The following is a 14,421-nucleotide window of genomic DNA, read 5'->3' as shown; positions in this document are numbered from 1 at the left end:
GGAGGGCGGCGTCCGGGTGAAGCAGCGCTGGACGAGCGAGGACCGGCGCAAGCGGGAGGAGTCCCGCGAGCACGGCTTCGGCTACACCAAGCGCGGCGCCCCCAAGAAGGGCACGAAGGCCGGCGGCAAGAAGAAGCTGGGCCCGGGCGGGAAGAAGAAGTCCGCGAAGAAGGGCGGCAAGGCCAAGAAGGCCAAGAAGCGCTCCTGACGCCGCCCGCCCGGGGGTGGATTCGCCTCCGATGCGCGCAGATGGCCCCGCTGGGGCAGGAAACCTGCAACGATCAGGCATGATCAGGACGCGGCGGGTGCGGCCCTCGGACGCCGGCGTCCTCGCCGCGCTCGTGGAGCGCAACCGCTCCTTCCTCAGGCCGTGGGAGCCGCACCGCCCGGACGACTACTTCACGGTCGCCGGCCAGCGGCAGACGATCGAGTGGTCGTTGGAGCAGCAGGCGCTCGGCGTGCTCGTGCCCCAGGTGATCCTGCTCGACGACGAGGTCGTGGGCCGGGTGACGCTCGAGCGCGTCACGTACGGGGCGTCACGGAGCTGCGAGTTGCACTGCTGGGTCTCCGAGCATGTGAACGGCCGCGGGGTGGCGACCGACGCGGTCGGGCAGATGCGGCAGTACGCGTTCGATGTGCTGGAACTGCACCGCATCCAGGCCGCGAACCTCGTGCACAACCAGGCGGCGCACAAGGTGCTGGAGCGCAACGGGTTCGTCCGGATCGGGTTGGCCCCCCGCTACCTGCACGTCGCCGGCCGCTGGCAGGACCACGTCCTGTTCCAGGTGCTCGCCGAGTGAGGGGCGGCGCCCGGGGGCGAACGTGAGTTCGGTGGTGCTGCCGGACGCCGTGACCCCGCTCAGGCCAGCATCGTCCGGTCGGACAGGGTGCCTTTGACGGCGTCGAACTGGGCCAGCAGGTCGGCGACGGTCGCCTTGGCTTTCGACTCGCCGCCCAGTTCGTAGATCACGCGGCCCTCGTGCATCATCACGAGCCGGTTGCCCATCGCGAGGGCCTGCTCCATGTTGTGGGTCACCATGAGCGTGGTGAGCCGGTGCCGCTCGACGGCGTCCTCGGTGAGCCGCCCGATGAGGGCGGCACGCTGGGGATCGAGCGCCGCGGTGTGCTCGTCGAGCAGCAGGATCTTCGGCTGGCTGAACGTGGCCATGACAAGGGACAACGCCTGCCGTTGGCCGCCGGAGAGCAGGCCGACCTCCGTGCGCATCCGGTCCTCCAGGCCCAGCTCGAGCCGGGCGAGCTCGTCGCGGAACAGGTCCCGCTTCGCGTTCGTGACGCCGGTGCGCAGGGCGCGACGCTTGCCGCGCGCGTAGGCCATGGCGAGGTTCTGCTCGATCGTGCCGTGGGGGGCGGTGCCGGCCAGCGGGTCCTGGAACACGCGGCCCACGAACTGGGCGACCTTGAAGTCGGGCAGCCGCGTGACGTTCGCCCCGTCGATCCAGATCGTGCCCCGCTCGGGTCGGAACTCGCCGGCGATGAGGTTCAGCAGCGTCGATTTGCCGGCGCCGTTGCTGCCGATGATCGTGACGAAGTCGCCCTCGTCGAGCCGCAGCGAGAGGTCGTCCAGGGCGACCTTCTCGTTGGGCGTGTGCTGGGCGAACACCTTGGTGACGCCGCGGACGTCCAGCATCTCAGGCCTCCTTCACCGCGGCGGCCTCGAGCCGCCGCTGACGGGAGCGGGCGCGCATGCGCCGGAACACGGTCAGGCGCGGCAGCAGCAGGGCCAGGATCACGAGGACGGCCGAGATCAGCTTCATGTCGTTCGGATCGAAGCCCAGGCCCAGCGCGACCTGGATGACCAGCCGATACACGACCGAGCCCACCACGACCGCGAGGGTCGCGAAGATGAACCGCCGGCTCGGCAGCAACGCCTGCCCGATGATGACGGACGCCAACCCCGCCACGATGAGGCCGATGCCCATGCCGATGTCGGCGAACCCCTGGTACTGCGCGATGAGCGCCCCGCACAGCCCCACGAGGGCGTTGCTGAGCGCCAGCCCCAAAATCTTCGTCGCGTCCGTCGAGACGCCCTGGGAGCGGATCATGCGCTCGTTGTCGCCGGTCGCCTGCAGCGCGAGGCCGAGGTCGGTGTTGAGAAACCAGTCGAGCGCGACCATGAACGCGAGCGTCACCAGGGCGAACACGCCCACCGACACCCACGATCCGAACAGCCCCTCGTCGCGCAGCGGCGAGAGCATCGTGTCCTGCCGCAGCAGGGGCAGGTTCGCCCGGCCCATGATGCGCAGGTTGATCGAGTAGAGCGCGATCTGGGTCAGGATGCCCGCGAGCAGCGGGTTGATCTTGCCCTTGGTGTGCAGCACGCCGGTGATCAGCCCGGCGACGGCGCCGACCACGGCCCCCGCCAGCGTGGCGAGCAGCGGCGGCTGACCCAGGAGGATCAACGCCGCCGCGGTCGCCGCGCCGGTCGTGAAGCTTCCGTCGACCGTGAGGTCGGGGAAGTCGAGGATGCGGAAGGTGAGGTAGACCCCCAGGGCCATCAACCCGTAGATGAGGCCGAGGTCGAGCGCCGACATCATGCTTAGCCGACGACCTCCGCCTTCGACAGCAGCGACTCGGGGATCGTCACGCCCATCCGCTCGGCGGCCTTCTTGTTGACCATGAGCGTGATGTCCTTCTGCGACTCCACCGGCATGTCGGCCGGCTTCGCGCCCTGGGTGAGGATCTTCACGGCCATCTGGCCGGTCTGGTAGCCGAGCTTCTCGTAATCGATGCCGTAGGTGATGAGCCCGCCCTTCTTCACCGAGTCGCCTTCGCCGACCACGAGGGGGATCTTCTTCGCCTCCGCGACGCCGACGACCGAGTCGAGACCCGAGACCACGTTGTTGTCGGTCGGCACGTACAGCGCGTCGGCCGTGATCGAGTTCGCGGCCTGCTGCAGCTCGGCGGTGGTCGTGATGGTCTTCGTGACCACCGTGAGGCCCTGCTCGGCCGCCGCCTTCTTCGCGGCGGCCACCTGCACGTCGGAGTTCACCTCGCCCGAGCTGTAGATGATGCCGACGCTCTTCGCGGAGGGCCTGATCTGCTTGATGAGCCCGATCTGGTCGGCCACCGGGTTCATGTCGGTCGTGCCGGTCACGTTCGAGCCCGGCTTCTCATTGGAGTCGACCAGCTTCGCGGCGACCGGGTCGGTGACCGCGGTGAACAGGATCGGCTTGTTCGTGATCGCCTGCGCGGACGCCTGCGCGGTCGGCGTGGCGATCGCCAGGATGAGGTCGAGGTTGTCGGAGTTGAACTTCGCGGCGATCGACGTGGCCGTGGCCTGGTCGCCCTGCGCGTTCTGCTCGTCGTACGTCGCCTGGACGCCCGCGTCGGCGAGCGCCTTCTTGAAGCCCTCGCGGGCCGCGTCCAGCGACGCGTGGCTGACGATCTGCGTGATGCCGACCTTGTACGTCTTGCCGTTGCCGGACGCCCCCGACGCGGCGGGCGAAGCCCCCGTCGAGCCGGCGCAGCCGGTGAGCGCGAGAACCAGCGCGGAGGCCGCGGCGGCCAGCGTGGCGAGTCTGGATGTCATGCGTGTGCTCCTTCCAACGGCCCCGGCACGTCGTCGTGCCGGCGGCGCGGGGATATGTCCCCCGTAACCTACCCGGGACAGGGCCGGACGCCGCACGATACCGGCCGGCGAACGCCGACGGCGTCCTGGGCGAAAAAACAAAGGGTGCGAATTCTCGCGCGCTTTCGCCTCCGCGGCCGGTTGGTGAGGGCCCCGCTATCGGCCCGTAACGACCGGGGATTCGCTGCGTAACATCCCGTTCCTACATTCGCTGCATCCGCACCCACGTCGAAACGGAGCACGGATGACCACGAATGTCGTGACCGGACGCCGCGAGCAGGCGTCCACCCTCACTCACCGCCCCGGGCGCTGGCTCGACGGCTACAACGCCGAGGACGCCGCGTTCTGGGAGCGCGAGGGCCGCGCGCTCGCGCGCACGAACCTCCGCTGGTCGATCTTCGCCGAGTTCCTCGGCTTCGCGGTCTGGCAGCTGTGGGCCATCACCGTCGTCTTCCTTCCGCGCGCGGGCTTCGCCTTCTCGGACGCCCAGACGTTCTGGCTGATCTCGATGCCGGCGCTCGTGGGGGCCACCCTCCGCATCCCGTACACGTTCACCGTCGCCCGCTTCGGCGGCCGCAACTGGACGATCGTCTCGGCGCTGCTGCTGCTCATCCCGACCATCGGCCTCGCCCTGGCCGTCGGAAACCCGGCGACGCCGTTCTGGGCGATGCTGCTGATCGCCGCCACGGCCGGCTTCGGCGGGGGCAACTTCGCGTCGTCGATGGCGAACATCACCTTCTTCTACCCGGCGCGCGAGAAGGGGTACGCGCTCGGGCTGAACGCCGCCGGGGGCAACCTGGGCGCCGCGATCAGCCAGCTCATCGTCCCGATCGTGGTGACCGTCGGCGCGGCCGGCACGCTGAACCTGCCCCTGGCCGGCTGGGTCTGGGTGCCGCTGATCCTGATCGCGGCCTGGGGCGCGCGCCGGTTCATGCACAACCTTTCCCACGCGAAGGGGGACCTCGCCGGCTCGCTGGCCGCGACGACCGAGCCGCACTTCTGGGTGCTCTCGCTGCTCTACATCGGCACGTTCGGGTCGTTCATCGGCTTCTCGGGCGTGTTCCCGAAGCTCATCAAGGACGTCTTCCCGGCTTTCTCCACCGTGAGCCTCGGCGTGGCGGCGGTCTCGCTGTCGTTCCTCGGCCCGCTCGTCGGGTCGCTGGCCCGGCCCTACGGCGGGCGCCTGGCCGACCGCTTCGGCGGGGCGATCGTCACCGTCTGGGCGTTCCTGGCAATGGCGGCCCTCGCGCTGACCGTCGTCGCGACGCTACCGATGGCGAACTTCTGGCTGTTCCTGGGGCTGTTCCTCGCGCTGTTCGTGGCGTCCGGGCTCGGCAACGGCTCGACGTACCGGATGATCCCGACGATCTACCGCCTCAAGGCGCACCGGTCCGCCGACGGCGTGACGCCGGAGCGGAAGGCGTCCGCGGCCCTCGGGCTGATCTCCGCGATCGGCGCCTACGGCGGCTTCGCGATCCCGCAGGTGCTCTCCGCGGCCAAGACCGGCACCGGCACGTACAACGCGGCGTTCTACGGCTTCGTCGCGTTCTACCTCGTCGCGACCGCGATCACGTGGGCGTGCTACCTGCGTCGGGGCGCCGGCCACGCCGAGCGCATCTGAGCGGCGAGCCCTCTGACACGCCGAGAGCCGCCGCCCAGCCGAATCCGCCGCCGCGTCCCAGCGAGGAGGTCCGCGTGACCGACAGCCGAACCGACACCCACTGCCCCTACTGCGCGCTGCAGTGCGCGATGACGCTGACGCCGGAGGCGTCCGGAGTGCCCGGGCGCGAGCTGCGGGTGGAGCCGCGGCAGTTCCCGACGAACGGGGGCGGCCTGTGCCGCAAGGGCTGGACGTCCGGGGAACTCGTCGGCCACGCCGACCGGCTCACCGGACCGCTGCTGCGGGACGCCGGCGGCGTCCTGCGGCCGGTGTCGTGGGACGCCGCCCTCGACGCGATGGCGGCGGCGTTCCGCGCGGCCCAGGACGCCTACGGGCGCGACGCCGTGGGGATCTTCGGCGGGGCGTCCCTGACGAACGAGCGCGCCTACTCGCTCGGCAAGTTCGCGCGCGTGGCGCTGCGGACGTCCCGGATCGACTACAACGGGCGGTTCTGCATGGCGTCCGCGGCGACGGCCGGCAACCGGAGCTTCGGGCTCGACCGCGGCATGCCGTTCCCGATGACCGACCTCGACGAGGCGCACACGATCATGCTGCTGGGGTCGAACCCGGCCGAGACGATGCCGCCGTTCGTGCAGCACCTCGCGGCCGCGCGGCGCTCGGGCGGGCTCCTCGTGATGGACCCGCGGCGCACCGCCACCGCGAAGCTCACCGAGGACGGTGGCGGGCTGCACCTGCAGCCGACGCCCGGCACCGACCACGTCGTGCTGGCAGCGATCGCGCACGTCGTGATCCTGGAGGGGCTCGCCGACGAGGACTACCTGGAGGACCGCACCACCGGCTACCCGGCCCTCGCCCGCGTGCTGCGCCGCTGGTGGCCGGAGCGCGCCGAGGAGGTGTCGGGCGTCCCGGCGCTGCGCATCCGCGAGGCCGCGCGGCTGCTGTCGCGCGAGCGGCGGGGCACCTACGTGCTCACCGGACGCGGCGTCGAGCAGCACGTCGACGGCACCGACACCACGACGGCCGCGATCAACCTCGCGCTGCTGCTCGGCCTCCCTGGACGCCTCGGCTCGGGCTACGGCACCCTCACCGGCCAGGGCAACGGGCAGGGCGCCCGCGAGCAGGGGCAGAAGGCCGACCAGTTGCCCGGCTACCGCTCGATCGCCGACCCGGACGCCCGCGCGCACGTCGCGCGCGTGTGGGGGATCGCGCCCGAGGACATCCCGGGGCCGGGGCTGCCGGCGGTGGAGCTGCTGGGGTCGCTCGGGCGCGAGGGCGGCGTCCGGGCGCTGTGGGTGAACGGGTCGAACGTGCTGGTCTCCGCGCCCGACGTCAACGAGCTGCGGGCCGGCCTGCGGGCCCTGGACTTCCTCGTGGTCACCGAGTTCTTCCTCTCCGAGACGGCCCGGCTGGCCGATCTCGTGCTGCCCGTGCCGCAGTGGGCGGAGGAGTCCGGCACGATGACGAACCTGGAGGGCCGCGTCCTGCGGCGTAATCCGGCGGCGCCGGCGCCCGAGGGCGTCCGGTCGGAGCTGTGGATCATGCGCGAGCTCGCCCGGCGGCTGGGCGCCCCCGGCGTCTGGAGCGACGACCCGCGCGCGGTCTTCGACGAGCTGCGGGCGGCGTCCGCGGGCGGCCGCGCCGACTACTCGGGCATCACGAACGAGGCGCTGGACGCCGGGGTGGCCTCGTACTGGCCCTGCCCGCCCGAGCGGGCGGGGGCGTCCGAGCAGCCCGGCTACGCGGACGGCTGGCAGGGGACGCCGCGGGTGTTCCTCGACGGCTTCGCCCACCCGGACGGCCGCGCCCGGCTGGTCGCCGTGACGCCGCGCGTGCCCCGCCCGGAGCCGGGCACGCTCACCCTGCTCACCGGCCGCTACCTGGAGCACTACCAGTCGGGCACGCAGACGCGGCGGGTGGCGTCCCTGGAGCAGGCGCGTCCGGCGGCGATGCTGCAGATCCACCCGGCGACCGCGATGGTGCTCGGCATCGGCGACGGCGACCTGGCCGAGGTGGCGAACGACCGAGGCGTGCTGGTGCTGGCCGCGCAGTGGAGCGCCGACATCAGGCTGGACGCGGTCTTCCTGCCGTTCCACTACGGCGGCGCGGAGGCGGCGAACGCCCTGGTCGAGCCGCGGACCGACCCGCTGTCCGGCATGCCCGAGTTCAAGAACGTCCCCGTGCGCGTCCGCGCGTACGTGCCGAGCGAAACCGTCGCCTACGAGGAGGCCTCCGCATGACCGCGACCCTGCCGTCCCGCCCGCGCCATCACCGTCCCGACACGCACCGGCTCGCCGAGGGCGAGCAGGTGGTCGTCGTCGGGTTCGGGCCCGTCGCCGGCCGCTTCGTCGACGAGCTGCTGCCCGAGGTGGAGGCCGGCCGCGTCGGCCTCACCGTCGTCGGCGCCGAGACCGAGCCGGCGTACAACCGCGTCCTGGTCGGCGAGCACGCCGTCGGCCGCGTGAGCCAGGCCGAGCTGTCGCTCACGGACGCCGCCGAGCTGCGGGCGGCGGGCGTCCGGGTGCTGCTCGGGACGTCGGTGACGGGCGTGGATCGCGGCGAGCGCGTCGTCCGGGCGGTCGGACCGTCGGGGGCCGTCGTCATGCTGCCGTTCGACCGTCTGGTGCTCGCGACCGGCGCCGACCCGACGCTGCCCGCGACGCCCGGCCTCAGCGAGGGCGGGCGGCTCATCCCGGGGGCCACGCCGCTGCGCGACCTCGCGGACGCCGCCGTCGTGCGCCGCGCCCGCGACCGCGGCGACCGGGTGGTGGTCTGGGGCGGAGGCGTCCTGGGGGTCGAGGCGTCCCTCGCCCTGGGTGAGGAGGGGTGCCCGGCGACGCTCGTGCACCGCGGCGGCTGGCCGATGGGCGCCGCCGTCAGCGAGACCGCCGGACGCCTGCTCGCCCGCTCCCTCGCCGGGCAGGGCGTCGAGCTGGTGGGGGAGGCCGACGTGATCGGCGTCGAGCGCGACGAGGACGGGGCGTTCGCGGGGCTGCACCTCGACGGCGGCCGGGTCGTGAGGGGCGATCTGCTGGTCGTGTCGTGCGGCGTCCGTCCGCGGGTCGACGTCGCCCGGACCGCCGGCCTGCGCACGGCCCGCGGCGTCCGCGTGGGGCACGACCTGGCGGCCGACGTCGCCGGGCGCATCTTCGCCATCGGCGACTGCGCCGACCTGCACTGCGACGACGCCGGCTGCGCGATCTGCGGGGGAGCGCGGCACCTCGTCGGCCTCATCGGCCCCGGCTGGCAGCAGGCCGACTGGCTCGCGCGCAAGTGCGCGGACGAGCTCGCCGGCGTCGCTCCCGAGCCCTCCTGGACGCCCACGCGCCCCGCGGCGCTGCGGCTGAAGTCGCACACGATCGAGTTCGTGACGGCCGGTCAGTGCGGCGGGCCGTTGTGGAGCGCCGGCAGCGACCCGGCGCGCGTCGTCGAGTGGGCCGACGGCTCGGCCGGGACGTTCGTCCGGCTGGACCTGCGCGCCGACCGCTCCATCGCCGGCTACCAGGTGCTCGGCCTCCCGCGGACGGCCGCCGAGGTCGGCCTCATGTACGAGCGCCACACCCCCGTGCCCGCGGACGCCTCCGTCCTGCTGCGCCTGGACGCCCTCGACATCGCCCGGCCGCGCGCCGCGGAGTTCTCCCCGGCGTCGACGGTCTGCCAGTGCGCGGGCGTCGCCCACGCGACCATCAGCGAGGCGGTCGAGCAGGGCGCGGCGACGGTGGACGCCGTCCGGATGGCCACGCGCGCCGGCAGCGGCTGCGGCACGTGCCGGCGCGACGTCGAGGCCATCATCGCCGCGGCGAAGGAGAAGTCGGTCGCGTAGGCGCGGGCGAGGGCGGGGCCGGGCTCCGGCCGGGCGCGTCGCCTGCGACGCCGCTCAGTCGGCGTCCTGCCAGCCGAAGCCGGGCACCTCGCCGGCGTAGGCGGACAGGAACCGCGCGGAGGCGTCCAGGGCGCTCAGGGAGGACGTCCCCACCTGGGCGGCCAACTCGTGGCCCAGCGACGCGAGCTGGGGCGTGGAGCGCAGCGAATCCACCACGGCGCCCTCGATCTGGGCCCACATCCAGTCCACCTGCTGGTCGGCGCGCCGGCGCTGCAGGCCGACGGTCTCCTCGACCCAGGAGCGGTGCTCGCCGACGGCGTCCCACACCTCGTCGAGCCCCTGCCCGGTCAGCGCCGAGCAGGTGAGCACCGGGGTACGCCGCCCGCTGGACTCGTCGTTGATGAGCTTCATCGCGATCGACAGGTCCCGGGCCGTCACCCGCGCCTGGCCGGCGTTGTCGCCGTCGGCCTTGTTGACCGCGATGACGTCGGCGAGCTCCAGGATGCCGCGCTTGATGCCCTGCAACTGGTCGCCGGCGCCGGCCAGCGCCAGCAGCAGGAAGGTGTCGACCATGCCCGCCACGGCCACCTCGGACTGGCCCACCCCGACCGTCTCGACGATGACCGTGTCGAAGCCTGCGGCCTCCACGATGATCATCGCCTCGCGCGTGGCGCGCGCCACCCCGCCCAGGTGGCACCCCGACGGGGAGGGCCGGATGTAGGCGTCGTCGCTCTCCGACAGCTTACCCATGCGGGTGCGGTCGCCCAGGATCGAGCCGCCGGTGCGGGTGCTCGACGGGTCGACCGCGAGCACGGCCACCCGGTGGCCCGCCTCGATGAGGCGGCAGCCCAGGGCGTCGATGAAGGTGGACTTGCCCGCGCCCGGCACACCCGTGAGCCCCACCCGCGTGGCCTTCCCCGCGCTCGGCAGCAGCCGTGCGAGCAGGGCCCGGGCGAGCGGGCGGTGGGCCGGCAGCGACGACTCCACCAGGGTGATCGCCTGCGCAATGCCGGCGCGCTGGCCGTCCAAAACCTGGGCGGCCAGCGCGTCGACGTCGATCCTCCTACGCATCCGCGTCCGAGTCCTCGGACGCCTCGGAGGCGTCCAACAGCTCATGGAGCAGACGCACCGCCGCCTCCGGGATGACCGTGCCGGGCGGGTAGATGTCCATGGCGCCCGCGTCGCGCAGCGCCTGGAAATCCTGCTCGGGGATCACGCCGCCCACCACGATGAGGATGTCGGGACGGCCGCGCGCGTCCAGCTCCTTGCGCAGCGCGGGCACGAGCGTGAGGTGCCCGGCCGCGAGCGAGGACACCCCCACCACGTGGACGTCGGCCTCGATGGCCTGGCGCGCGGTCTCCTCGGGGGTCTGGAAGAGCGGGCCGACGTCGACGTCGAAGCCGAGGTCGGCGAAGGCCGTGGCGATCACCTTCTGGCCGCGGTCGTGGCCGTCCTGGCCCATCTTGGCCAGCAGAATGCGGGGACGCCGTCCCTCGGTCTGCTCGAACTGCTCGACGAGGCTGCGGGTTTCGTCCACGGCCGGGGAACTCCTCACTTCCTTGGCGTACACACCGGCGATGGTACGGATCTGGGCGGTGTAGCGCCCGAACACCTTCTCCATCGCGTCGCTCATCTCGCCGACGGACGCCATGGCGCGCCCGGCGTCGATGCACAGCTTGAGCAGGTTGCGGTCGGGGTCGGTCGGATCGGGGTTGGCCGCCGCCCACGTGAGCTTCTCGAGTGCCGCCTGGGTGGCCGCCTCGTCGCGCTCGGCCCGCAGCTTGACCAGCTTGGCCTTCTGCTCGGCGAGCACCTGGGAGTTGTCGACCTTGAGCACCTCGAGGGGGTCCTCGTGGTCGAGGCGGTACTTGTTGACGCCGATGAGGGGCTGACGGCCCGAGTCGATGCGCGCCTGCGTGCGGGCGGCCGCCTCCTCGATGCGCATCTTCGGGATGCCGGCCTCGATGGCCTTGGCCATGCCGCCCGCCTTCTCGACCTCGGTGATGTGGCCCCAGGCCTTGCGGGCCAACTCCAAGGTGAGCTTCTCGACGTAGGCCGAGCCGCTCCAGGGATCGATGACCCGGCAGGTGCCCGACTCCTGCTGGATGAACAACTGCGTGTTCCGGGCGATGCGGGCGCTGAAGTCGGTGGGCAGGGCGATCGCCTCGTCCAGGGAGTTCGTGTGCAGCGACTGCGTGTGCCCCTGGGTGGCGGCCATGGCCTCCACGCAGGTGCGGATCACGTTGTTGTAGACGTCCTGCGCGGTGAGCGACCAACCCGACGTCTGCGAGTGCGTGCGCAGGCTCATCGACTTGGGGTTCTTCGGGCCGAACTGGTTCACGAGCTTCGCCCACAGCATGCGGGCGGCACGCATCTTGGCGACCTCCATGAAGAAGTTCGTGCCGATCGCCCAGAAGAAGCTCAGGCGGGGCGCGAACTGGTCCACCTTGAGGCCGACCGACTCCCCGGCGCGGATGTAGTCGACGCCGTCCGCGAGCGTGTACGCCATCTCGATGTCGGCGGTCGCCCCCGCCTCCTGCATGTGGTAGCCGGAGATCGAGATGGAGTTCCACTTCGGCATGTTCGCGCTGGCGAAGGCGAAGATGTCGGAGATGATCCGCATCGAGGGCAGCGGCGGGTAGATGTAGGTGTTGCGCACCATGAACTCTTTGAGGATGTCGTTTTGGATCGTCCCCGCGAGTTGCTCGGGCTTCGCGCCCTGCTCCTCGGCCGTCACCACGTAGAGGGCCAGGATCGGCAGCACCGCGCCGTTCATCGTCATCGACACGCTCATCCGGTCCAGCGGGATGCCCGCGAACAGCTCGCGCATGTCGTAGATGGAGTCCACGGCGACACCGGCCATGCCGACGTCACCGGGGACGCGCGGATTGTCCGAGTCGTAGCCGCGGTGGGTGGGCAGGTCGAAGGCCACCGACAAGCCCTTCTGGCCGGCCGCGAGGTTGCGGCGGTAGAAGGCGTTGGACTCCTTCGCGGTGGAGAACCCCGCGTACTGCCGGATCGTCCAGGGACGGTAGGCGTACATCGTGGCGTAGGGCCCGTGGGTGAACGGGGGAATGCCCGCGTAGGTGTCCAGCCAGTCCATGTCCTGGTAGACGGCCTCGGTGAAGAGGGTGCCCACCGGGATCTGCTCGGGCGTGGTCCACGGCTCCCCGGTGCCGGCCTGCGCGGCCAGGGCGGCGAACCGCTCGGCGGCGTCCGCGGGCACCGAGGCGGTGCCCAGATCGATGGAATCGAAACGAGGAAGGGTGCTCACTGTGCAACTCCCATGAGGTCGAGGGTGTGGGTGAGGACGTCGACGACGTCCATGCCCAGGAAGAGGCGTCCGGCGAAGACCTGCTCGGCCTCCGCGGCGTCGTCGCCGAGCTCCTTGTAGGCGCCCGAGAGATAGACGGCCTTCGCGCCGGCGTCCTTGAGGGCCCTGGCGACCTCGAGGCCTTGCTCGGCGTAGACCTTCGCCGACGAGCACAGGTTGGCCACCTGGGCGCCGGAGGCCCGGAAGGCCTCCACGACCTCGGCGGTGGTGCCGCCCTCGCACTCGGGGGTCTCGATGCCGGCGATGTGCCACACCGGGGCGGAGAAGCCTTCGCGCCCGCCGAAGTCGCGCCGGGTGCCGAGGCAGGCCAGGAAGACCTGCGGCCGCTGCGGCGCCGACGCGGAGCGGTCGACGAGCGCCTCGAAGACCTCCGAGTCGCGGTGCCACGGCAAGCCGGCCCGCTCCGGGGCGTCCGGGAACGGCTTCGTCTCCACCGACTTGGCGCCGATGAGCGGGAACTCGCTCACTGCGGTGATCGGCTGCTTGCGGGTGGCCAGGCGCTTGGCGCGCTCGGCGTTCTCGGCATCCAGGACGCCGGCGACGTGCCCGCCGGCCAGGGCCGCGGCCATGCCGCCTGCCGCCTCCACGGCCTGGAACTGCGCCCAGCCGGCCTCGGCGAGGCTGCGGGTCAGTGACTCGACGTAGAAGGAGCCGCCGGCCGGGTCGTTGACGCGCCCGACGTTCACCTCCTCGGCGAGGATGATGCCGCTGTTCCGCGCGATCTTGCGGGCGAAGTCGTCGGCGGGCAGGCCCAGCGCGGCGCAGAACGGCAGCGTGGTGACGGACTCGGCCCCGCCGACGGCCGCCGAGAAGGTGGCGATCGTGCCGCGCAGGATGTTCACGTACGGGTCCTCGCGCGTGAGCTCGCGCCAGCTCGTGACGGCCTCCTGCCGGGCGCCCCGGCGCTCCTCGGCCACGCCGAAGACCTCGCCGACGCGCGCCCAGCAGGTGCGCAGCGCGCGCAGCCGGGCGATGGTGAGGAACTCGTCGTGGGTGGCTGTAACGCGGAAGTTGATGGCGTCGAACGCCTCGTCGGCGCTCACCCCCTGCTCGATGAGGGCGCGCACGTACTCCGTGCCGGTGGCCAGCGCCCAGGCCAGTTCCGCGACGTCGCCGGCGCCGGCGTTGTGGTAGATCGTGGCGTCCACCGTGATGGCGCGCGACTTCGTGTACCCGTCGAGGCGACGCACCCACCCCGCGAGCCCGGACAGGTCGGCGGGGCCGCCGTGCAGGGCCGCGAACCCGAGCGGGTCGATGCCCAGGTTGAGCTGCAGGTCTTCCTTCGCCTTGTCCGAGCCCTCGTACACGGCCAGCAGGGCCTCGGCGGCGCGTTGCTGGTCGTAGCGGCTGGAGACCTCCACCTTGGCCATGTCGAGCAGCACGTCGGCCAGGTCGTCGGCGAGGTCGTCCGGCTGCACGGCGTCGGGATCCACGCGCAGCCAGACGGAGGTGACGCCGCGCTCCAGATCGGTGAGCACGGCCTTCCGGGTGAACGCGGGGTCCGGGTCCTCGTGGAGCGCGCGGACGTCCCAGGCGTCCATCTCGCCGTTGCGCACCGTGGTGCCGCGCGTGAAGGGGACGACGCCGGGGTGGCCCAGGGGGCCGGGCACGTCGTCGGCGCGGTACATCGGCTTGATGTCCAGGCCGTCGAGGGTGTGCACGGTGAGGCGTTGGAGGCACTGCTCGGCGGTGAGTTGGTGGTCCGGTGGGCGGTTGCGGTTGAGAACCTTGGCGACCGCCACCTCCCACTCCTCTTCGGTGGCCGACGGGAAGTCCTCGGCCAAAGCAAGCTGTTCGGGTTCGTCCACGCCGGGGGCGGGGGCGACCGGATCGGTCGTGCTCATGCGACTCCTGCTCCTGAAAGGGTCAGGGTGCCTCTGCTCGGGCACCGGCTAGGTCATGCCAACCGGCGCGCAGAAGACGCGGCGGCAGTTCGTTGCCCCGCTGGTCTGCGTCGCGACCCCCGGCCAGCCGCCGTGGGCGGCGTCGACGGGGGTGGGCACCGTCGTGCCCATCGCACACACCCGGGGGTGCGGTGGCTGGCAATCTTCATGTCT

11 protein-coding genes are annotated in these 14,421 nt (G+C 72.1%); 5 read left to right on the top strand and 6 right to left on the bottom strand.

Going from position 1 to position 14,421, the window contains the following annotated elements:
* Together WMJ97_RS07200 and WMJ97_RS07195 are read left to right on the top strand one after the other, a co-directional pair.
* Positions 1–208: hypothetical protein (locus tag WMJ97_RS07200; protein WP_347348305.1), on the top strand; the 208-nt coding region annotated here is incomplete at its 5' end.
* Positions 209–287: 79 nt separating this feature from the next.
* Positions 288–800: a GNAT family protein gene (locus tag WMJ97_RS07195; protein WP_347348304.1), complete on the top strand. Its 513-nt coding sequence runs from the start codon at positions 288–290 to the stop codon at positions 798–800.
* A gap of 59 nt (positions 801–859) precedes the next feature.
* On the opposite strand, the gene WMJ97_RS07190 is transcribed toward WMJ97_RS07195, so the two are convergent.
* The 3 genes from WMJ97_RS07190 to WMJ97_RS07180 are packed head-to-tail and all read right to left on the bottom strand — an operon-like array spanning position 860 to position 3,550.
* A complete protein-coding gene (locus WMJ97_RS07190; RefSeq protein WP_347348303.1) occupies positions 860–1,648 on the bottom strand; it encodes an ATP-binding cassette domain-containing protein in 789 nt (262 codons plus the stop codon).
* A gap of 1 nt (position 1,649) precedes the next feature.
* The gene (locus tag WMJ97_RS07185; RefSeq protein ID WP_347348302.1) at positions 1,650–2,552 is read right to left on the bottom strand and encodes an ABC transporter permease; all 903 of its coding nucleotides are present in this window, start codon (positions 2,550–2,552) and stop codon (positions 1,650–1,652) included.
* A 5-nt stretch (positions 2,553–2,557) separates the two neighbouring features.
* Positions 2,558–3,550: an ABC transporter substrate-binding protein gene (locus tag WMJ97_RS07180; protein WP_347348301.1), complete on the bottom strand. Its 993-nt coding sequence runs from the start codon at positions 3,548–3,550 to the stop codon at positions 2,558–2,560.
* Between the two features lie 283 nt (positions 3,551–3,833).
* On the opposite strand from WMJ97_RS07180, the gene WMJ97_RS07175 reads away from it, so the two are divergent.
* From WMJ97_RS07175 to WMJ97_RS07165, 3 genes are all read left to right on the top strand, one after another.
* Entirely contained in the window at positions 3,834–5,210 is a 1,377-nt protein-coding gene (locus tag WMJ97_RS07175; protein WP_347348300.1) for a nitrate/nitrite transporter, read from the top strand.
* 74 nt (positions 5,211–5,284) lie between these two features.
* Complete coding sequence (locus WMJ97_RS07170) at positions 5,285–7,447, top strand: molybdopterin oxidoreductase family protein (protein ID WP_347348299.1); 2,163 nt, start codon at positions 5,285–5,287, stop codon at positions 7,445–7,447.
* Complete coding sequence (locus WMJ97_RS07165; RefSeq protein WP_347348298.1) at positions 7,444–9,030, top strand: FAD-dependent oxidoreductase; 1,587 nt, start codon at positions 7,444–7,446, stop codon at positions 9,028–9,030. Before WMJ97_RS07170 ends, WMJ97_RS07165 begins: the two co-directional genes overlap by 4 nt.
* A 54-nt stretch (positions 9,031–9,084) precedes the next feature.
* On the opposite strand, the gene meaB is transcribed toward WMJ97_RS07165, so the two are convergent.
* Genes meaB through mutA form a run of 3 tightly spaced genes read right to left on the bottom strand, consistent with a single transcriptional unit; the run spans position 9,085 to position 14,208 of the window.
* Positions 9,085–10,101, bottom strand: coding sequence for a methylmalonyl Co-A mutase-associated GTPase MeaB (meaB, locus tag WMJ97_RS07160; RefSeq protein ID WP_347348297.1), 1,017 nt, complete (start codon positions 10,099–10,101; stop codon positions 9,085–9,087).
* Positions 10,094–12,304 carry a methylmalonyl-CoA mutase gene (gene scpA, locus WMJ97_RS07155; protein WP_347348296.1) on the bottom strand — a complete coding sequence of 737 codons (2,211 nt, stop codon included), beginning with the start codon at positions 12,302–12,304 and terminating at the stop codon, positions 10,094–10,096. Before scpA ends, meaB begins: the two co-directional genes overlap by 8 nt.
* Positions 12,301–14,208 (bottom strand): methylmalonyl-CoA mutase small subunit, encoded by a 1,908-nt coding sequence (gene mutA, locus WMJ97_RS07150; RefSeq protein ID WP_347348295.1) that lies wholly within the window; start codon positions 14,206–14,208, stop codon positions 12,301–12,303. The genes scpA and mutA overlap by 4 nt, the downstream gene beginning before the upstream one ends.
* Positions 14,209–14,421: the final 213 nt, after the last annotated feature.

Source organism: Nigerium sp. (assembly GCF_039811905.1).
Taxonomy (GTDB): domain Bacteria; phylum Actinomycetota; class Actinomycetes; order Propionibacteriales; family Propionibacteriaceae; genus Propioniciclava.
The sequence above is the reverse complement of the archived record's forward strand: the minus strand, read 5'-3'. Positions and strand labels throughout refer to the sequence as shown.

Bases quoted from the DNA above. Each gene is read 5' to 3' on its own strand.
- meaB (WP_347348297.1), bottom strand. From the start codon at position 10,101: ATGCGTAGGAGGATCGACGTCGACGCGCTGGCCGCCCAGGTTTTGGAC.
- mutA (WP_347348295.1), bottom strand. From the start codon at position 14,208: ATGAGCACGACCGATCCGGTCGCCCCCGCCCCCGGCGTGGACGAACCC.
- WMJ97_RS07195 (WP_347348304.1), top strand. From the start codon at position 288: ATGATCAGGACGCGGCGGGTGCGGCCCTCGGACGCCGGCGTCCTCGCC.
- WMJ97_RS07190 (WP_347348303.1), bottom strand. From the start codon at position 1,648: ATGCTGGACGTCCGCGGCGTCACCAAGGTGTTCGCCCAGCACACGCCC.
- WMJ97_RS07175 (WP_347348300.1), top strand. From the start codon at position 3,834: ATGACCACGAATGTCGTGACCGGACGCCGCGAGCAGGCGTCCACCCTC.
- WMJ97_RS07185 (WP_347348302.1), bottom strand. From the start codon at position 2,552: ATGTCGGCGCTCGACCTCGGCCTCATCTACGGGTTGATGGCCCTGGGG.
- WMJ97_RS07165 (WP_347348298.1), top strand. From the start codon at position 7,444: ATGACCGCGACCCTGCCGTCCCGCCCGCGCCATCACCGTCCCGACACG.
- WMJ97_RS07180 (WP_347348301.1), bottom strand. From the start codon at position 3,550: ATGACATCCAGACTCGCCACGCTGGCCGCCGCGGCCTCCGCGCTGGTT.